Source organism: Fredinandcohnia quinoae, assembly GCF_022427965.1.
GTDB classification, from domain to species: Bacteria; Bacillota; Bacilli; order Bacillales; family Bacillaceae_L; genus Ferdinandcohnia; species Ferdinandcohnia quinoae.
The window spans coordinates 24898-45344 of the sequence record NZ_JAKTTI010000003.1 but is presented as its reverse complement, the minus strand read 5'-3'; the positions used below and the strand labels follow the sequence as shown (position 1 = coordinate 45344).

The window sequence follows — 20447 nt, the reverse complement described above, 5'->3', positions numbered from 1 at the left end:
GAGTAAGAAAACCTAGTTATTTCGTCATCTTTTATCAGTTTATGATGATAATTGTAGAATGATAGAGAAAAATACCTAATTATATCTATTATCGCTTTGCTACTAAAAATGAGATAATAACTAAAAGTTTCAAAATACAACACGGGAGAACGAATATGAAGACAAAATCTATTTTTATCGTAGTGATGCTCATTTTTGGAAGCATTGGTTTGTTTGTAAAAAATATTAATCTTTCCTCCAGTGAAATTGCTTTGTTCAGGGGAGGAATTGGCAGTCTATTTTTAATTGGTGCCAGTTTTTTCTTAAAACAAAAAATCACTTTTAAAACATCTAAACGGAATATTGTTTTGCTACTATTATCAGGGGTATTGCTAGGATTTAACTGGATTTTTTTATTTGAATCCTATCGGTATACAACGATCTCTAACGCGACCTTAAGCTACTATTTTGCTCCGGTATTTGTTATGATCTTGGCTCCTCTTCTACTGAAGGAAAAGTGGACAAGAAAAAAAGGTTTGAGTATTTTATTAGCATTTATTGGTTTATCTTTAGTTGTTAATCCTAGTGCTGAGACTTTGAGTGGCTCATTTAACCACCCTGTTGGAATATCGTATGGCTTAGCGGCAGCAAGCCTATATGCAAGCGTAATCCTCATCAATAAATTTATAAAGAAACTATCTGATTTGGAAACAACAATCATGCAACTATTGGTTGCTACCATTGTATTATTGCCATATGTCTTGATTACGGCAGAACCGCATTATTCCGATATGGAGTTTCAAACAATAAGTCTACTTTTAATCGTGGGCATCATCCATACAGGCTTGGCCTATTTATTATATTTTTCAGTCATGAAGAAGTTAAAGGGACAAACGATCGCGGTGTTAAGCTACATCGATCCTATTTCTGCTGTTTTAATGGCTGCGATAATCCTGAATGAAAGTATGAGCTTTATTCAAATCATTGGCGGTATTTTAATATTGGGGTCTACGTTGTTAAGTGAGTTGAATTGGAAGAAAAGGGAATAAGCGAAATGAATGAATTTGGCATTATACCTTTAAAAAAGTTGCACGAATAAAAAAGATTTGTTTAAATATACAATAATATGAATAAATATAGAGTGGTGAGGAATCTGTTTGGAAATCAACTGTGCTGATGAGGATTTTGATCAGAAACCGAACGGTATCAAAGTAGGAGTTGTTACAATGATGAAAACGATAGGGGGGGAAATGATTGCAACTAATTTGTGAATCTACCAAAATGGAAGATTACTTGCTGGAATTGAACGTTGTCGATTTTTCTCATTCGCTTATTCAGGAAAAAGCAGATGAGCTTTTTAGACCTACTCAAACCGAAATTGAGAAAGCAAAAATTGCTTACGAATTTGTACGTGATGACGTATCACACTCTTGGGATATTCAAGGGGAGCGGGTCACCTGTAAGGCATCAGATGTATTAACATTCAAGGAAGGTATATGCTATGCAAAATCGAATTTATTGGCAGCTTTACTACGCTCACAAGGCATTCCAACAGGATTTTGCTATCAACGATTGATGTTATTTGATACCCCGGAGAAAGGTTATTGCATTCATGCGTTGAATGCTGTCTATCTTAATTCGATTAATAAATGGGTAAGACTCGACTCACGTGGAAATAAAACAGGGGTAGATGCTCAATTCTCCATTGATGAAGAAAAATTAGCTTTTCCTATTCAAGAGGAATTTGATGAAAAGGATTATCCAATTATTTACGCTAATCCAAATCATAAAACGATACGTGTACTAGAAGAAAATACAAATGTATTGGAAATGTATAAAAACCGATTACCAGATGGCTTGTAGATTTAGCTCTTGAATCGAAGTCAATAATAAAAAACTATCTACGTATCAAAAATACATAGATAGTTTTTTTATATTATTGTTTATGTTCAAGTACAGAATCAGTAATCTTTATAAAATCCTGAATATTACTGTCGTAGTGTTCAGGTAAGGCAGCATACGTAAAAATATACGTTTTATTATCAATAATAAAGGACCTTTGATTTAATTTAACTGTACCTTCATCTGAATGATTTAAACTAATACTTTCGTTCCATTCGATACCATTTGCAGTATAGTATTCATTACTTAAATACTCAAAACCAGTACTTGCTGTTGCTATATCAATGTACTCTTTTATTTTCATTGGCTGTGGTAATGTTTCTAATATAACATTGAAGTTCGTTCCAATGGCACTATCAAGCATATATAATTTAATTGGTAGACTTTGTTCACCTGGATCACTTTCTTCTGCATAAATCGGTACGTCATACGTAATTCCTTCAAAATAATCAGCTAAAAACTCAACGTCTTCACCCTTGGTTTCTTCCTTATCTTCTTCTTCTTTATTAGGCTCGTCTTTAGGTTCCTCTTTTTCTTTGGCATCTTTTTCAGCTTTTTCATCCGTTTTTGTTTCTTGTTTTGGTTCTTTGTCTTTTTTTGAACTAGCCTCATCTGAGGAACATCCTGCTACAAATACGATAGCTAAAATAAGGGTGAACAATAAACTAGTAATCTTTTTATTCATTTTCTAACCTCCTAGGTGTCATTCGGAGATAATTATATATAAACACATTATTTTTTACTACTAATATTTCCAGTTGTTATAAAAAATGGTTATTTAGTCGGATGCAAGAAGGAGAAGGAGATTGTGTTGGTTTCAGCGAATTACTTTACAAATGGATTGTAGAGGTGAATGGAAGTGAGAAGCGAAAAAGAAATGTTAGAAATGATAGTGGGGATAGCTGATAATGATGAGCGAATCCGGGCCGTCTATATGAATGGTTCAAGAACGAATACCAATGCTCCGAAGGATATATTTCAAGACTATGATATTGTCTATGTGGTTACGGAAACTTCATCTTTTATAGAAGATGAGAATTGGATTTCTTTATTCGGAGACTTATTAATGCTTCAGGAACCTGATAAAAATGATCTAGGCTGTAATGAGGAAATAGATTTTACCAGATCCTATGGTTATTTAATGCTTTTTTCCGATGGAAATCGAATTGATCTTCATATTGAGACAAAAGAAGCAATGCGTGATGGATACGGTGTGGACAAGCTTACTGTTCCATTACTTGATAAGGACAATCTTTTACCAGTCATTCCTCCACCTACAGATATTGACTACCATGTAAAAAGGCCTACGGAATTAAGATATGTGAGTTGTTGTAATGAATTTTGGTGGTGTCTTCAAAATGTTGCAAAAGGATTATGGAGAGACGAATTGCCATATGCAAAGCAAATGTTAGAACTTCCGGTTAGAAATGCGCTTGATGAGATGGTTTCGTGGTGGATTGGAAAAGAGCATGATTTTGAGATTTCAACAGGGAAAATGGGAAAATATTTCAAAAGAAATCTCCCTAATGCGTATTGGAACATGTATCAGGAAACTTATTCTGATGCTAATGATGAAAATGTTTGGAACGCTGTTTTTTCTAGCTGTGAATTGTTTCGTGTTGTGGCAAAGGAGGTAGCGGATTATTTTTCATATACATACCCAGTGGAATACGATACGAATATGACAAACTATCTAAAGCGAGTAAGGAATTTACCATTAGATGCTAAGGAAATATTTTAAACGGAGCTATTTCACATCATGGAAAAAGTAAACTGACTTATATGTGCAAATTAATAAGAGGTGATCGGCAGCATGTTTCCAGTACTTGGAACTGAAAGACTTGTGTTAAGAGAAATAACTGTAGAAGATTCGGAAGCCATTTTTGCTTGTTTTTCTAAGGATGAAGTTACACAATTTTATGGACAAGAGACGTTAACAAGTATAGAACAGGCAAAAGGATTTGTAGACTTTTTTTCGAAAAATTTCAAAGAGAAACGCGGGATAAGATGGGGAATTGAGCGAAAAGGACATGACGGATTGATTGGTACGATAGGGTTTAATTTATGGCTGCCAAAGCATAAACGTGCAGAGATCGGATATGAGATTCATCCAGATCATTGGCGGAAAGGATATGCGAAGGAGGCTATTTCTAAGGTTCTTTCCTATGGGTTTGGTGAGCTTGAGTTAAATCGGATTGGGGCTGTTGTTTTCTTGGAAAATGAGGCATCGAATCAACTGCTGGTAGGTCTAGGCTTTCAGAAGGAAGGGGTGCTTAGGGAGTATATGTATCAGAATGGTGTAGCTAATGATACGAATGTGTACTCGATCTTAAAATCAAATGTAGTGGGGAAAATCCTTGATTGAAAGGCATAAATAGTGATGTGTAATTAGGAAGTACATGATACTTTGTTTGGAAAGGAAAATGAGTAAATAGTGGCTATGCAATGTCCTGATACAAGGTCATAAAAGGGAGAAATAGGTAAAAGTGGATGTACAAAGCCACTAATCACCACTAGAAATGGGTAAAAAAGGGGAAAGTATATGTACAAAGCTTCGAATCACCACTGAAAATGGGTAAAAGAGGAAAAAGTGGATGTGCAAAGCTTCGAATCACCACTAAAAAAGGGTGAAAAAGGAAAAAGTGAATGTGCAAAGCCTCTAAACACCACTAGAAATGGTAATAAAAGGAAAAAATAGATGTGCAAAGCTTCGAATCATCACTAGAAAAGGGTAAATAAGGAAAAAGCGGATGTGCAAAGCCGCGAATCACCACTATAAATGTAAAAAAAAGAAATATGGGTACGCAATTACCAGATACCTCACAAGGAAACGTACAAAGCACTCATAAACACTATTAATCTATTAAAGGAGACCAAACTATGAATCCAATACTAATCGACTTTCCAGATCAATTTGAAACAGAACGACTTATCATTCGATCACCAAGGCCAGGTGATGGAAGGGCCGTCTACAATTCGATTAATGCTTCAATTAATGAACTTAAACCATGGCTTCCCTTTGCACAACATGAGCAATCGGAAGAAGATGTGGAAATCAATATTCGAGAAGCTCATATTAACTTTTTAAAAAGAGAAGATTTGCGTCTACTCGTCTTTTTAAAAGAGACCGGTGAACATATTGCTTCATCTGGATTGCATCGAATTGATTGGTCAGTACCGAAATTTGAGATAGGTTACTGGATTCATACCAACTTTAGTGGAAAGGGCTATATGACAGAAGCCGTTCAAGGGATTATTGATTTCGCAACAACTGAGTTAAAGGCTCGGAGACTGGAAATTCGATGTGATGCACTAAATGTAAAGAGCCGGGCTATTCCAGAAAGACTAGGTTTCACATTAGAAGGTATTTTGAAAAATGAAGATGTTGCAGTTGATTCGAACAAATTAAGAGATACTTGTATTTATGCGAAAACTTTTTAAAAGGTAAAAATTTCACGCTTTTAAAAGATAAGCCCAGAGCTACTCTGAGCTTTTTTTGCGTGCAATTTTATTATAAAGCTCTTTTCATGAAACCAAATTTTTGAAAAAGTAATTTACAAGATTTTTATTATATGTTAACTTATTTTAAAAGTAAGTTAACATATAAAAGGAGAGCATATGACACAACAATTTTGGATAGCCGGTACAGATACGGATATCGGTAAAACACTTGTTACGACAATCTTCATGCGTTATTTTCAGGCAAAGGGAGCAAAGGTTGCACCGTATAAACCGATTCAAACAGGTGTTGGAGTGGATGGAATTTCATTAAGTGACACAGAATTCTATAAGTCTTTTAGTGAAGTTGATTTAGTTGAGGAAGATCTCAATAGCTATTCATTTAACGAACCAGCTTCACCACATTATGCAGCTCGGCTTGAAAAGGTATTAATTGATGAAGGTGTTATTTTACAACATATTAAGGATTTATTGGCAAAGTATGATGTTGTAATTTGTGAAGGGGCTGGTGGATTATTTGTACCGATTGATGATCAATGCAACTATCACTTCGTCCATCTTATCAAGCAATCTCAGCTGCCTGTATTGTTAGTAGCTAGTACAAGGCTCGGAACAATCAATCACACTTTATTATCAGTAGAGGCTTTAAAAAAGCGTGGCATTCCCATTGTTGGAATTGTATTTAATTCTTTTGGAGGAACGGAGCTTGAGACTGACAACATCCGTACGATCGAGCAAATGACTAGCTTACCTTCGGTTGTCATCCCGCAGTTTAAGGATTTATCGGAAATAACACAGTTCACGTTAGACATTACTAAACTCTTAGAAAGGTTAACAAATCGATGATTTCAAATCTACAAGAAAGGGATATAAAACATGTTTGGCATCCTTGTTCTCAAATGAAGGATTATGAGGATCTCCCCCCAATTGTCATTAAAAGTGCAAAAGGAATCTACCTGTATGATGAAAATGGGAAACAGTATGTAGATGCGGTCTCCTCTTGGTGGGTTAATCTATTCGGTCACTCTAATGAACGAATTAGCACCGCTATTGCGGAGCAAGCCTTTCAAATGGAGCATGTCATCTTTGCAAATTTTACCCATGAACCGGCTATTTTGCTTGCAGAAAAACTTGTCGAAATCACTCCGGCTGGATTATCAAAAGTCTTTTTTGCAGATAATGGCTCTGCCGCAGTCGAAGTCGCTTTAAAAATGAGCTTTCAATACCATCAACAAAAAAATAAACCTAAGAAAAAGCGGTTCCTAGCTCTGACAGATGCGTATCATGGTGAAACACTAGGGGCACTTTCGGTTGGTGGGGTTGGACTATATAACGAAATCTTTCAACCTTTATTACTTGATACAGTAAGAGCACATGGCCCGGATTGCTATCGATGCCCATTCAACCAAAGTCCTAATAGCTGTGAGACGCCTTGTATATCATTTATTGAAGAAGCGTTGAAGAAACACCATGAGGAAATAACTGCTATTATTATCGAGCCTTTAATTCAAGCAGCTGCTGGGATGAAAATGTATCCCCCTTTATATTTAAAAAAGGTAAAAGAGCTTTGTATATCATATGATGTTCATCTTATTGCGGATGAAATAGCGGTTGGTTTTGGACGTACGGGAACGATGTTTGCATGTGAACAGGCTGAGATTACACCAGATTTTATGTGTTTATCAAAAGGATTAACAGGAGGTTATCTCCCTTTATCAGCAGTTGTCACGACAGAGGAGATTTATGATGCGTTTTATGATGATTACAAGAGTATGAAGGCATTCCTTCATTCACATAGTTATACGGGTAATCCGATTGCTTGTCGGGCTGCGCTAGAAGTACTTCGGATATTTGAAGAGGAGAATTACATAAAGAAGATTGAACGAAAAAGTGAATCTATGAAAAGGATTGCCACTAACGTGTTCCGCGGCCATCCACATATAGGCGAATACAGGCAAATCGGTATGGTAGGCGCATTAGAACTAGTTCTAGACAATGAAACTAGGGAATCCTTTCCGAGTGAAGATCGGGTGGGGTATAAAATCTTCCAAATTGCATTGGATAAGGGATTATTGATAAGACCGCTAGGAAATGTGCTTTATTTTATGCCTCCATATGTCATAACTGAAGCGGAAATTGAAAAGATGATTATGACTACAAATGAAGCAATCAATGAATATTTTCAGTGCACGAAGGTGGTGAAATAGAATGAAGAAGGACTCAACAATTTCATTGGTGGCCATCTCTTTATTTGCTTCGTTGACGGCGGTCGGTGCTTTTATTAAAATCCCGTTACCATACGTACCATTTACGTTACAAGTATTATTCGTTTTTTTAGCTGGTAGCTTACTAGGAAGTAAAAGGGGATTACAGAGTCAACTCGTTTATGTAGGAATTGGATTAGCTGGCTTCCCTGTTTTTACACAAGGGGGAGGGCTAGGTTACTTTTTACAGCCTACATTTGGTTATTTACTTGGTTTTATCATTGCTGCATTCGTGGTAGGTTGGGTAATTGAAAGAATTCCAAATCCAAGGACGATTCATTTCATCCTTGCCAATTTTACAGGGCTAGCTTTCGTCTATTTACTAGGTGTTCCTTACATATATCTTGCCTTAAATACATGGATGGGGGTTCAAAGCACCTGGTCTTACGTATGGATGATTGGCTTTGTACATAGTATTGCAGGGGATATTCTTATTTCAGTCATTGCAGGTGTTTTCGCAACTAAATTATATCGGGTTTTTGCAGCAACTCGAACAAAGAAAAAGTTCATTATGGAAAAGGGGAATATTGCATGAATTGGTTACAATTAGCTCAAGAAGTGGTTGAAGGGAAAATAATCAGTGATCATGAAGCAATTGGCATTTTAACTTGTGATGATGATGAATTACTGCCTTTATTACATGGTGCGTTTCACATTCGAAAACATTATTTTGGGAAAAAGGTAAAATTGAATATGATTATTAATGCGAAAAGTGGCTATTGTCCAGAAGATTGTGGGTATTGTTCCCAATCTTCTATTTCAACGGCTGAAATTGAAAAATATCCATTTATTTCAAAGGAAGAGATTTTAGAGGGTGCGAAGCGAGCCTTTGAAAATAAGGTAGGGACCTATTGTATTGTAGCTAGTGGGAGAGGGCCAACGAGGAAGGATGTAAATGTTGTAAGTGAAGCAGTTGAAGAAATAAAAGAGAAATATGGAATGAAAGTGTGTGCTTGCTTAGGAATACTTAAGGATGAGCAAGCTGCGGAATTAAAAGAAGCAGGAGTGGACCGCTATAATCATAATTTGAATACATCGGAAAGCCATCATTCATTTATTACAACTTCACATACGTATGAGGACCGAGTACATACTATTGAAACCGTGAAAAAACATGGGCTTTCACCTTGTTCTGGAGCAATTATTGGGATGAAAGAAACAACACAAGATGTCATAGATATTGCCCGTGCCCTATATGAATTAGATGCAGATTCAATTCCGGTAAATTTTTTACACGCAATCAAAGGAACAAAATTAGAGGGTGTTCATGAATTGAATCCTCGTTATTGTCTCAAGGTTCTAGCGCTTTTCCGCTATATCAACCCGACAAAGGAAATCAGAATTTCTGGTGGGCGTGAGGTGAATTTAGGAAGCTTACAGCCACTTGGGTTATATGCGGCAAATAGTATATTCCTAGGAAACTATTTAACAACCGTTGGGCAAGAAGGCAACCAAGACCATAAGATGATTGAAGAATTAGGCTTCGAAATCGAATTAGTAGGAAAACAAGAAGAGGTCTTCTTAAAATAAAGCTAAGAAACTACAATATCAATTATGAAAAAAATGAGATTACTGCAATCTCATTTTTTTATGTAGAACAGTATGTATATGGTAATATTTAGTTATAAGGGGGTTGATCGACATCAAGACTAAAAGTAGACATCCATTTATCTATTTTTTTATGGAGCCCAATATCGTCTTTGTTTATAAAATGAATACAGCTGACTATGTGACAGTTTCAAATGTAAGGGAAAATGGTTTGTGGGAAACCTTTGAATTAAATCATAGTGAAGAGTTTGCTTCCTTTAATCATGAGGAAGGAAAACCACTTGAAGGCAGAGGATACTTTATTGAACAAGATGATGTGAACATCATGGTTGAAGAAATTAACAAACATATTCAGAAGTATCGTCAGCATATTCATTCTGAACAAGTAGAAGAAGCATGGAGCGTTAATATTGTATCAACGGAATCTGCAGCAGGTACGTTAAAGGTTGGACTTGAACGGCCTAGAACTGTAATCGGATTCCCTGACTTCCTTTCGATTGGTCCATTATGGAAGCTAGAAGAAAAAATAGGTCAAACATACCGCGAAGAATGGTTAAATGACAATATCAATTTTGAATACGATGACTACGAATATCGAAATAAATTTGAGAATACTTTGCGTGAAATAGAGGATATCCCAAATCATGTACCAATCTATATTTGGTATGGGAATAATGCAGCTGAACAAACAGGACTTCGTTTTTTTCTTTATTTAATGCGGAACAAATCAAATAAGATTAATCTAATAAACTCAACAGAACTTGAAGATCAGAATGCTATACATACAGGGCAGATTTCACCAGAAAATATAAGAAAACTTTTTGAAAAAAATAACGAAAAACAGCCATTAACTCAAGATGAACGAATTCAATTCCAAAGGGAATGGGAAACATTATCCCAAACCAAAGAGGTTTTACGAATATGGTCAGATAATAAAATGAAAGCTGTCCCAGATTATCACTATGATCCAGTTATTATCAATACACTTGAGAAGCTGCACAATCAACAAATAAAGAAGGACTTTATTAAGACTGCAACAGTAATTGGAGAAATGATGGATAAAATTGATGACTATTTCTATTTAGAATATAGGATAAGACATTTAATATACAGCGGGGTGCTGGAGCTAAAAGGAATCCCAAAATCAATAAGACATTATAGTGTGAAAATACGGTGATTTGTTAAAAGATAGGGAACCAAAACTCTTACCAAGTTCGAGCCGAATGGCAATAAAGGTCTGTCTTTATCCTGAATCTAGTGTGACAGACCACTTTCCATTTGCTTTCCTAATCTCCACTATTCAATTTCACCAGTTGAATTTTCCCCGAGTATAATCTCCTTATACATATTCACCTGTTCAATCATATGCCCAATATTTCCTTCACCAGCATAAAGGGTCATGTCAAAAAAGTTATGATCCAAATCAGACCAGTATAAAATATTTTCATCTCCTGAGACAGTTACATCTCGCTTTAATCTCCCAGCAAACACTTCGACATAGCATTCCTGAAGATAATATGTAAAGTCCATTACGTGATGGAGCGTAACATCCTCTTTTGTAATGCTAGTCTCTTCATAAAGCTCTCTGTATGCCCCTTCAATACTGGGTTCTCCTTCTTCAATTTTTCCGCCAACTAGATTGCTTAATCCTTTATAAGGATCTTTTAAACGCTTGCACATCAATAATTGGTCCAACTTCTTATTGTATATCATAATCACGTTATATCCTTGCATTGTGCTCCCTCTCCCTTTAAAATTTCACATCATTTTCTACTTATTTATTCTAACCTAGATTCCTGCAACAATAAAAAAAATACAGGGATTTTCAGAAATCGTGTCGAAATGTGTAAATAGAACACAAATTCGTAAAAGGAAGGTCATTTTCTATGGAATTTATTATAAATCACGAAACTTTTAATCAAGCTATTTCCGAAGTTAGTAAGGCAGTATCTTCAAAGACACCGTTTCCAATTCTAACAGGTATTAAGATCATTGCAGATACGAATCAATTAACGGTAATTGGAAGTAATTCTGACATCATAATCGAAAAGATTATCCCTCTTGAATATGATGGAGTTAAGGTGTTGGAGGTTTTGAACCGGGGTAGTGTCGTCATCTCAGCAAAGTATTTAAGTGAAATCGCTAAAAAACTCCCTAATGATATACATATTAAAGGAAATGAAAAACAGATTATTACAATTCAATCAGATGACATTGTAACAACCTTACATGGCTTTAATTCCGAGGAGTATCCGATGCTTCCTAAAATGGTTGAAACACCCTCTACTAGAATGGCTATTCATGATTTAATTGAATTGATTAAACAAACTGTATTTGCCACATCAAAAAATGAAACAAGACCTGTATTAACAGGCGTTCATATGTCTTTTCAAGAAAATAAGCTTACATGTGCTGCAACAAACTCACATCGGTTGGCGTTAAGTGAAATAACAATCGAATCAAATGTAAATGGCTCTGTAATCATACCAAGCTCAGCATTACATGAACTTCTCAAACTAATGAATCCTAATCAAGGTGAAATCGAAATATACATAAGTACAAGCTACATTGTGTTCAAATCAAGCTCAATGACTCTTTTTTCAAGATTGATTGAGGGGAATTACCCAAATGTAGTAGGTTTAATTCCTCATGAATCTGAAACGGCTATAACGATGAATACAAAGCAATTATTAAAAGGAATTGACAGAGCTTGTTTATTCGCTAGTGATTGGAAAAACAATAATGTTATGTTAGAAATGAAGGATGCATCTAAATTAAAAATATCTTCGAATTCAACTGAAATTGGTAGAATTGAAGAATACCAACCGATTCTATCGTCAGTTGGTTGTAATGAGTTAAGCATTTCACTTGACGGAAATTTTTTAATGGATGCTTTAAAGGTTATCAAGGAAGAAGAGGTGAAAATAAGCTTCGGAGGGTCAATGCGTCCTGTATTAATTGAACCAGTAAACAATTCATCACAGCTTCAGCTTATTTCTCCAGTAAGAACATACTAAAGGAGTGACGAGAATGGGTTCAAGAATTATGCATCTTATCATCTCTAATCAAATTGCTAATAAAATACCAATTCCAGACAAGCAATCCTTTTTAATAGATGGAGTAGCCCCTGATGCAGTTTCACCAAAAGACTTATCACATTTTTACTCTGGTAATCATGCGGATTACACAAGAACAATCGATTATGAGGGCTTTCTTCAAAAATATCAATCAAACCAAAATTCTGCCTATATTCTAGGTTATTATTCTCATCTTATTGCCGATGAACTCTGGCTTTCAGGTTTTTATTTGCCCTGGCTAAAAAATAGAATGGAAGCAAATCAAGATATTCACCAGCTCTACCACAATGACTTTCGATTATTAAATGGTAAATTGCTAGCGCATTACGATTTGACAGCAAATGTCCTAAATGAGCTTGTCATTAACAGCTCCATCATTGACCTTGATGAAGTAAAGGTGAAAGAAGTGAAAGCGTTTTTGCCATATTTAATAGAGGATTGTCAGTACGATAAAAAAGAACTTGATGAAAAACTAAATGTCTTCACCATCGAACAAATAATAGGCTATATCGAAACCTCAGTTGAAAAAGCGATTTTTCATTTAAACGCTCTGATTAAATAAGTTAGGTGGCAAACCAATGAAGCAACTAAAACCAATATTCAACTCATTATTGTTTAAGCTCTTTCTATCCGTGGTTTTAATAATTGGTCCATTAATCATCATTCATATCGTCAATAATTATTATGCAGTTCAAGTTATTCGCAGTCAGGTTGCACAATCTAATAATAATATGTTGAATCTCTATATTGACCAAATAGATAATAGCTTGGAGGGTGTAGGAAATTACATATTTCAATTGAATGCGAATAATACAGATTTATATTATTTACAAGAAAATGAGTCCTTTGATTTGAATGAATACGAGGAAGCAAAGCTGCGATTATTTTATGCAATTGGCAGTCAGTCAGAGTTTTACCCAACGATCGATTCTATTTTTATTTATTCATCGACTTATGATGATTTCATGAATACCCAAAATTATGCTGACTCTTACACTCATCGTCTCGAAGAAAAAACGGAGATTATTCAAGTACTTCGGGATAAGCCCGACCAAGTATCTGAAGGGAAATGGAGTATTGTAAAAGGAGAAAATAATTATTATTTATTGTACTATTTGACAACAGATCGTGTGAAGGTTGGTGCTTGGGTTAATATGGACAAGCTAATCCAACCATTTAAGTATATTGATTTTGGGGAGAATGGAAGGGCATTTCTTACTAATTCTGAATTTCAGCCGATTACAAGCAGAAATTTTATTCAAGAAGAAAATATTAATCTCACATTTACAGGTAATAAGTATGCGATTACTGGAAAAAATGATCGTTTTGTTGCGATGAAGGAGAAATCCAAAATGGGGGACTTTTATTTATTTGCACTAATCCCAGAAAGTGAAATATTAGAAAAGCTTCCGTTTTTACAAAGAATTTCTTCACTTGTCTATGCAGTAGCAATTATATTTCTGTTATTTTTCATTTTTATCATGAGAAAGGTATTTCTTCAACCAATAAATCGCATCGTTACTGCAATGAAGAAATTACGCAAAGGGGACCTGGAGGTACGACTTCCTGTCCAACCAAATTCTACTGAATTCGAGGTCATGAATGATAATTTTAATCATATGATTTCGGAAATTAGAGGATTGAAAATTAATGTATATGAAGAAAAATTAAATCTTCAACGGGCGGAGTTAAAGCATTTGCAGCTGCAAATTAATCCGCATTTTTTCCTAAACTCATTAAATATCATTTATAATCTGGCAACGGTTAAGGAATATGAAATCATTCAGGAAATGTCAAAATGCCTTGCCAATTACTTCCGATATATGTTCCGAAGCAATTCTTATTTTGTCAGCTTACACGATGAGCTTGAGCATACGAGGAATTATTTGCGCATTCAGCAGCTTCGGTTTCCAGATACATTTGGATATGATATCGATTTACCAAAGGAATTAGGAGATTGCAAAATACCGCCTCTCGTCATCCAAACAATGGTAGAGAATTCAATTAAGCATGCATTTAATTTCGACAAAAAAATAGATATTTCAATCGCAGTGAAACAGGAAAGTACTAACTATATCACGATTAAAATTCAAGATACAGGCGAAGGTTTTCCAGAGGAAGTCCTAGAAAAGCTCGCAATTGATGAATCATTATCAAGTGTAGATGGAGAACGAATTGGTATATGGAATGTAAAAAGAAGATTAGCATTGTTATATGAGGACAATACGAAAATACATTTTACAAATGAAGAGGGAAAAGGAGCAACAGTTATCATCCAAATTCCAATTGAGTCAATCTAAAATTATTTGTTCTCATCAGTGAAGGGGGAGGTTACAGTGAGTCAATTTAATGTACTAATTGTAGATGATGAAATTCATTCTATCAGGGGAGTTCAAGCGGGTGTCGATTGGGAGAAGCATCAGATTTCTTCAGTATATACGGCTCATAGCTTATCTAGCGCTCAAGAGGTATTTTTAAATAACAAGGTCGATCTATTATTATGTGATATTGAAATGCCGAAAGGATCTGGACTAGATTTGCTAAAGTGGGTAAAGGAGAATTACACACATACTGAAACGGTTTTCCTAACATGTCATTCAGACTTTTCATATGCAAAACAGGCTTTGCAATTACAAAGCTTTAATTATTTGTTAAAGCCCGTTGATTATCAGGAACTTGAAGAGGTTATTGATGGTGCATTGAATAAAATCAAAAAGAAGCTTGAGATAAAAGAGGTAGAGCGATCCTATCTTCAATTAAAAAATTCCCAGCATTCAGTGATGGTGGATCGTTTTTGGACAGAACTAATTAACGAATCAATACCTTCGTCAATTGAAAGAATCGAAAAGTATTTAAAAAACTATCGGATTTCGTTTAGTGAATGTACGATGTTCATGCCAGTCATTATCCATGTTCAGAATTGGAAAGAGGATCTAAACCATAGAGAAGAAAAGATAATGGAATATGGTTTTCAAAAAGCAGTTGATGAAGAAATTGCCAGTAAATTTCAAGATGCACATTTACTTTCAGTGGAACCAGGTGCGATTTTAGTAATTATCCCTACTACTGGTGCAATGAATGAAACAGACCTAGTAAATATGTGCAATCAATTTATTGATGATTTTTCAACATACTTTTTATGTGAACTTTGCTGTTATATTGGGAATCAAGTACAAATTCAAGAATTAGTAGCAATGGTTCACATGATCCAAAATCTCAAAAACAATAATGTCACAATCACTAATAAGGTAATTGAGTATAAGAATGCAAGTAATAAAACCTCTATGATTCCCATTCTACCAACTGAAGAGTGGGCAAACTTAGTTAGGATTGGAGAAAAAGACCTACTACTTAATAAGATTAATGAGTATTTTACTAATTGGAAGAAGGATGATGAGAATATTACTGCTCACTCCCTTCATTATTTTTATCAGGACTTTTTGCAGTTAATTTTCTACGTACTAAAAGCGAAGGGAATTCAAGCGAACCAGGTTTTTGCGCAAAATTTGCTTACAGAAAAGCCAAATAAGGTGTTAACCTCATTATATTCATTACATGAATGGGTTGTTTATATTACGGATATCGCAATGGACCAGCTACATTCTCCGAATGAAAAAGGTTCATTGGTTGATCGGATAAGACAATATATCTCGGATAACATTGGAGAGCATCGTCTATCCCGTGACAATATTGCGAAGGTTGTTTATTTAAATCCTGACTATTTAACAAGACTTTTTAAAAAAGAAACAGGATTATCCCTTTCTGACTACTTAATGCAGGAACGAATGGAATATGCTAAAAAGTTATTGCGGGAAACGAATCTATCAGTGAGCGATATTGCCTTATCTGTTGGTTATTCTAATTTTTCCTATTTTTCTACGATATTCAAGAAAATGACTCACCAAAATCCGATGGAATATCGAAGGTCTTCACAAAAGTCGGAATAGTGAAAGTGAGAGGTCGTTTTTTTAGTAAGTTCCTTCTTTTTCATTCAACTATACTAAAATTAGAAATAAAAAAGCCCATTGGGTGAATGACAACGCTTACTTGAAAGAGGAAAAAGGGGGAAAAATGGATGAAGAGATTTAAATCATTTTCAATGTTCCTGATGATCGTGATGTCAATTATGTTAGTGTTGGCGGGTTGTAAATCAAAGGAAAGTAGTAATGATGGTGACAAAAATGATAAGTCGAAAGAAGAAACATATGAATTAACAATGGCATTTCCTGCATTTACTAAGATTGATGATTTGCCACTCGTTCAAGATGAAATAAATAAAATTACGAAAGAAAAAATTAATGCGACAGTCAAGCTTATGCCGATTGGTGCTGCAGCTTGGGCACAACAATCAAACCTAATGTTGACTGGTAATGAAAAGCTTGACCTCATTGTTGCTACAGCACCTCTGTATCAACTGCAAGCAGCAAAAGGGCAACTGATTCCTTTAGATGGGCTACTTAAAACCCATGGCAAAGGAATTACAGAAGCTGTCCCAAGTAATCTTTTAGAAGGTGTTAAAGTAGGCGGAGAAATTTATGGTATTCCGAGCATGCGAGATATCGCGGTTAACTTCGGATTTTTGATGAGAAAGGATATTGTGGATAAATACAATATTGATCTTTCTCAAGTAAAAACATGGGAAGATTTAGGACCTGTTTTTGAAACCGTAAAACAAAATGAACCAAACATAGTACCAGTTGCTGCGGAAATGGGCACAACTATTGCATTAGGCGGATTATATGATACTCTTGGCGATACCCTTGGTGTTATCGCAATAAATGACGATAAGATTATTAATATGTATGAGGACTCAAATTACGAGGCTGCAATTAAATTAGCACGTAAATGGTACGAGTCCGGCTATATTATGAAAGATGCTGCAACCTCTCAAGAGGCGCAAGCTAATATTGTGAAAGCAGGTAAGGCATTCGGCTATTTTGCCAATATGAAACCAGGCTTTGCTAAACAAGAGCAAAATATTACAGGCTTTGAAATGGTTGAGGTTACGTTAACCGATAATTACCTGCTTACGACGGCTGCTGCTGGAGTAAATATGGCGATTGCACGTAATAGTGAAAATCCTGAAAAAGCGATGGAAATGATGAACTTACTCTACACAGATAAAGATATTATGAATTTGATTGCAAACGGAATTGAGGGCAAACATTATCAGGTTAAGGATGATGGAACGATTAAATTACCGGATGGTGTGACCGAGTCAAACTATGTATTTAATCAATGGTTAATCGGAAACAATTTCCTAACATACCCTTGGGAAGGAAACTCTCCACAACTTTGGGATGAAATGAAGGAATTTAACGAATCAGCAATCGTTTCTCCTGCACTAGGGTTCACATTCAATCCTGATCCAGTTAAAACCGAGATTGCTGCATGTACAAACGTCTTAAACCAATACAAGGCTGGACTTGCAACTGGTACGTTAGATCCTGATAAGAGTCTTCCTGAATTTAATAAAAAGTTGAAAGAAGCCGGCATTGACAAGATTATCGCTGAAAAACAAAAGCAATTCGATGCGTGGAAGAAATAATAGTGAGTAATCAAAAAGGAGGGCTAGAAGGTGTTCTAGTTCTCCTTTTTCCATCAAAAATAGATAATTCTACAGGTTCAAAATAGATATAGCAAAAAAAATCGTAATGAGGGGGAATAAGGATGTCGGACGTAACTACCAAGCCATTAAGAACGGACGTCCAGCTGGTTCCTAAAAAAACGGTAAGCACCAGGATGATCAAATTCAAACGGTATCTTCCTCTTTTTATCATGATGGCGCCAGGGTTAATTTATTTGCTAATTAACAATTATTTACCGATGTTTGGTCTCATCATCGCTTTTAAAGATATTAACTATGCAAAAGGAATCTTTGCAAGTGATTGGATTGGCTTTAAAAACTTTGAATATTTATTTAGTACAAGGGATGCAATAGTGATCACAAGAAATACGATTCTATATAATGGTGTATTCATAATCTTGAACACAGTAGTTGCACTCGGTGTAGCAATCATGCTTAATGAAATAAAAAATAAGCTGATGAAGAGCTTTTATCAAAGTGTCATTCTATTACCATTTTTAATCTCAATGGTCATTGTTAGTTATTTAGGTTATGCCTTTTTAAGTGTCGATGTCGGTTATTTAAATAAGACTATTTTGCCGATGCTTGGATTACCTGAAATCTCATGGTATTTAGAAGCAAAATATTGGCCATATATTTTAACCTTCATTAATTTGTGGAAGGGTATCGGTTTTCTATGTGTCATTTATTTGGCGGCCATTATCGGAATTGACAAAGCATTCTATGAAGCTGCGACTCTAGATGGTGCCTCGAAGCTTCAACAAATCTGGTATATTACGATTCCTACGATCATGCCAGTGATTGTGATGATGACTTTATTATCGATTGGGAAAATATTCTACTCTGATTTTGGATTATTCTATCAAGTGCCAATGAATTCAGGTGCCATCTATGATACAACAAACGTAATTGATACGTACGTCTACCGTGGACTAATGCAGCTAGGGGATATCGGAATGTCGGCAGCAGCTGGTCTCTATCAATCAGTAGTCGGCTTCATCCTAGTTCTATTATCGAATTACTTAGTGCGCCGGAAGAGTAAGGAAAATGCTTTATTTTAAGAAAGGAGAGTTATCAGGATGTATAAATCAGACCGCATTACACATTTGATCTCACATATATGCTTAATCGTTTTATCGATAGGCTGTATTATGCCGTTTATTATCCTTATATCTTCTTCTTTTACAGCTGAAGATGTTATTTTACGGGATGGTTATTCCTTCTTACCGAAGGAATTTAGCATAGCAGCTTATGAATATATTTGGAATAATGCTTCAACACTTGTACGAGCATATGGGATTACAATATTTGTCACAGTCTTTGGGACGACTGTTAGTTTAGCAATGACTTCCCTACTTGCTTACGCCATTTCACGCAAGGATCTTCCTTTTATGAAGGGGATTACGTTTGCGGTTTTCTTTACGCTTCTATTTAATGGTGGACTTGTTCCAACGTATCTTGTGTATACACAGTTTATTGACGTGAAAAATACAATTTGGGCATTAATTGTTCCAGGCTTGCTCATGAATGGCTTTAATGTATTGCTGATGAGGGTATTTTTTATGACGTCGATTCCAGAACCAGTTATCGAATCGGCAAGAATAGATGGAGCAGGGGAATTTAGAACATTTTTCTCGATTGTATTGCCACTATCATTACCAATTTTAGCAACAATCGGTTTGCTTCAGACAATTATTTATTGGAACGACTGGTTTAATGGACTCATCTATGTAACAGATTCATCACTTTTTAGTATTCAAAATCTATTAAACCGAATGATTGCCGACATTCAGTTTCTTGCTAGTAATGATTTTGGCGGTAATTCAAGTGGTGCGATTGCTACAATTCCAAGCACAGGAGTTAGAATGGCAATTGCAGTAATCGGGATATTGCCAATTATTGTTGCGTATCCGTTTTTCCAAAAATACTTGGTTAAGGGAATTGCGTTAGGGTCTGTTAAAGGGTAAGAAATCATTGGCTAGTATCAAGGGGGATTATGGTAATGGAAGGCTTAGTGCGCGGTATTTATTCAATTTCAGAGTGGGTATTGAGACTTGTATATGTCAATTTATTATGGATTTTCTTTTCAATGGTAGGGTTATTCATATTCGGACTTTTTCCTGCAACGATTGCCATGTTCGCGGTTGTTCGGAAATGGGTCTATAAGGAGACAGAAATCCCAGTATTTAAAACCTTCTGGACAACGTATAAGTCAGAATTTATGAAAAGTAATGCATTAGGTCTAGTATTTTTCATGATTTCCCTGATTTTGTATTTTAATATGAATATCATTCACGCAACGACGGTACCTTTATTTAAATTACTGTATATCCCAAACCTAGTGATTATTTTACTCTTTGTACTAACATTTTTGTATGTCATTCCTGTATTTGTTCATTTTGAAGTACCGCTTGTAAAAGTGATTAAGGATGCTTTCTTCCTAATGATTCTTAATCCGAAAGCAACTTTTTGCATGGTAACGCTGTCAGGGACTCTTTGTTTTATCTTAGTTAAATTCCCTGGCTTACTCCCATTTTTCAGCGGTAGTTTACTTGCGTATTTACTTATGTGGTTTAGCAAGTATGTCTTTTTGAAAATAGAGAGTACTACAAATAATGTTGCTAAATAAGA

The 20447-nt window shown here is 35.4% G+C and carries 20 protein-coding genes; 18 read left to right on the top strand and 2 right to left on the bottom strand.

The window, feature by feature from the left end; genetic code table 11:
• Positions 1-155: 155 nt before the first annotated feature.
• Positions 156-1028, top strand: a complete 873-nt coding sequence (locus tag MJG50_RS03480; protein WP_240252742.1) for a DMT family transporter — start codon at positions 156-158, stop codon at positions 1026-1028.
• Between the two features lie 205 nt (positions 1029-1233).
• Positions 1234-1842 (top strand): transglutaminase-like domain-containing protein, encoded by a 609-nt coding sequence (locus MJG50_RS03475; RefSeq protein WP_240252741.1) that lies wholly within the window; start codon positions 1234-1236, stop codon positions 1840-1842.
• Between the two features lie 73 nt (positions 1843-1915).
• On the opposite strand, the gene MJG50_RS03470 is transcribed toward MJG50_RS03475, so the two are convergent.
• A complete protein-coding gene (locus MJG50_RS03470; protein ID WP_240252740.1) occupies positions 1916-2566 on the bottom strand; it encodes a hypothetical protein in 651 nt (216 codons plus the stop codon).
• Between the two features lie 174 nt (positions 2567-2740).
• On the opposite strand from MJG50_RS03470, the gene MJG50_RS03465 reads away from it, so the two are divergent.
• The 8 genes from MJG50_RS03465 to MJG50_RS03430 all read left to right on the top strand — a co-directional run bounded on the left by MJG50_RS03465 (position 2741) and on the right by MJG50_RS03430 (position 10329).
• Positions 2741-3622, top strand: a complete 882-nt coding sequence (locus MJG50_RS03465; protein ID WP_240252739.1) for an aminoglycoside 6-adenylyltransferase — start codon at positions 2741-2743, stop codon at positions 3620-3622.
• A gap of 72 nt (positions 3623-3694) precedes the next feature.
• Complete coding sequence (locus MJG50_RS03460; protein ID WP_240252738.1) at positions 3695-4246, top strand: GNAT family N-acetyltransferase; 552 nt, start codon at positions 3695-3697, stop codon at positions 4244-4246.
• Positions 4247-4761: 515 nt separating this feature from the next.
• A complete protein-coding gene (locus tag MJG50_RS03455) occupies positions 4762-5322 on the top strand; it encodes a GNAT family N-acetyltransferase (RefSeq protein ID WP_240252737.1) in 561 nt (186 codons plus the stop codon).
• 177 nt (positions 5323-5499) lie between these two features.
• Positions 5500-6186: a dethiobiotin synthase gene (gene bioD / locus MJG50_RS03450; RefSeq protein ID WP_240252733.1), complete on the top strand. Its 687-nt coding sequence runs from the start codon at positions 5500-5502 to the stop codon at positions 6184-6186.
• A 53-nt stretch (positions 6187-6239) separates the two neighbouring features.
• A complete protein-coding gene (gene bioA, locus MJG50_RS03445) occupies positions 6240-7547 on the top strand; it encodes an adenosylmethionine--8-amino-7-oxononanoate transaminase (RefSeq protein ID WP_240252732.1) in 1308 nt (435 codons plus the stop codon).
• Between the two features lies 1 nt (position 7548).
• Positions 7549-8139 carry a biotin transporter BioY gene (locus tag MJG50_RS03440; protein WP_240252731.1) on the top strand — a complete coding sequence of 197 codons (591 nt, stop codon included), beginning with the start codon at positions 7549-7551 and terminating at the stop codon, positions 8137-8139.
• Positions 8136-9134 (top strand): biotin synthase BioB, encoded by a 999-nt coding sequence (bioB, locus tag MJG50_RS03435; protein ID WP_240252729.1) that lies wholly within the window; start codon positions 8136-8138, stop codon positions 9132-9134. The genes MJG50_RS03440 and bioB overlap by 4 nt, the downstream gene beginning before the upstream one ends.
• Before the next feature lie 181 nt (positions 9135-9315).
• On the top strand, positions 9316-10329 hold the full coding sequence (locus MJG50_RS03430) for a DUF1835 domain-containing protein (RefSeq protein ID WP_240252727.1): 1014 nt from the start codon (positions 9316-9318) through the stop codon (positions 10327-10329).
• A 119-nt stretch (positions 10330-10448) separates the two neighbouring features.
• Here the strand turns inward: MJG50_RS03430 and MJG50_RS03425 are convergent, their stop codons facing one another.
• Positions 10449-10886 carry an NUDIX hydrolase gene (locus tag MJG50_RS03425; protein ID WP_240252725.1) on the bottom strand — a complete coding sequence of 146 codons (438 nt, stop codon included), beginning with the start codon at positions 10884-10886 and terminating at the stop codon, positions 10449-10451.
• Positions 10887-11038: 152 nt separating this feature from the next.
• Here MJG50_RS03425 and dnaN point away from each other — a divergent pair, with 152 nt between their 5' ends.
• From dnaN to MJG50_RS03385, 8 genes are all read left to right on the top strand, one after another.
• Positions 11039-12169, top strand: a complete 1131-nt coding sequence (gene dnaN, locus MJG50_RS03420; RefSeq protein ID WP_240252724.1) for a DNA polymerase III subunit beta — start codon at positions 11039-11041, stop codon at positions 12167-12169.
• A 13-nt stretch (positions 12170-12182) separates the two neighbouring features.
• Positions 12183-12791: a hydrolase gene (locus MJG50_RS03415; RefSeq protein ID WP_240252719.1), complete on the top strand. Its 609-nt coding sequence runs from the start codon at positions 12183-12185 to the stop codon at positions 12789-12791.
• A 16-nt stretch (positions 12792-12807) separates the two neighbouring features.
• Entirely contained in the window at positions 12808-14529 is a 1722-nt protein-coding gene (locus tag MJG50_RS03410; protein WP_240252718.1) for a sensor histidine kinase, read from the top strand.
• 36 nt (positions 14530-14565) lie between these two features.
• The gene (locus tag MJG50_RS03405; RefSeq protein ID WP_240252717.1) at positions 14566-16176 is read left to right on the top strand and encodes a response regulator transcription factor; all 1611 of its coding nucleotides are present in this window, start codon (positions 14566-14568) and stop codon (positions 16174-16176) included.
• Positions 16177-16304: 128 nt separating this feature from the next.
• Positions 16305-17777 (top strand): ABC transporter substrate-binding protein, encoded by a 1473-nt coding sequence (locus MJG50_RS03400; RefSeq protein WP_240252716.1) that lies wholly within the window; start codon positions 16305-16307, stop codon positions 17775-17777.
• A gap of 194 nt (positions 17778-17971) precedes the next feature.
• Positions 17972-18877 (top strand): ABC transporter permease, encoded by a 906-nt coding sequence (locus MJG50_RS03395; protein WP_240253029.1) that lies wholly within the window; start codon positions 17972-17974, stop codon positions 18875-18877.
• 18 nt (positions 18878-18895) lie between these two features.
• Complete coding sequence (locus tag MJG50_RS03390) at positions 18896-19783, top strand: carbohydrate ABC transporter permease (RefSeq protein WP_240252715.1); 888 nt, start codon at positions 18896-18898, stop codon at positions 19781-19783.
• Between the two features lie 35 nt (positions 19784-19818).
• Positions 19819-20445: a YesL family protein gene (locus MJG50_RS03385; RefSeq protein WP_240252714.1), complete on the top strand. Its 627-nt coding sequence runs from the start codon at positions 19819-19821 to the stop codon at positions 20443-20445.
• The last annotated feature ends 2 nt before the right edge of the window (positions 20446-20447 follow it).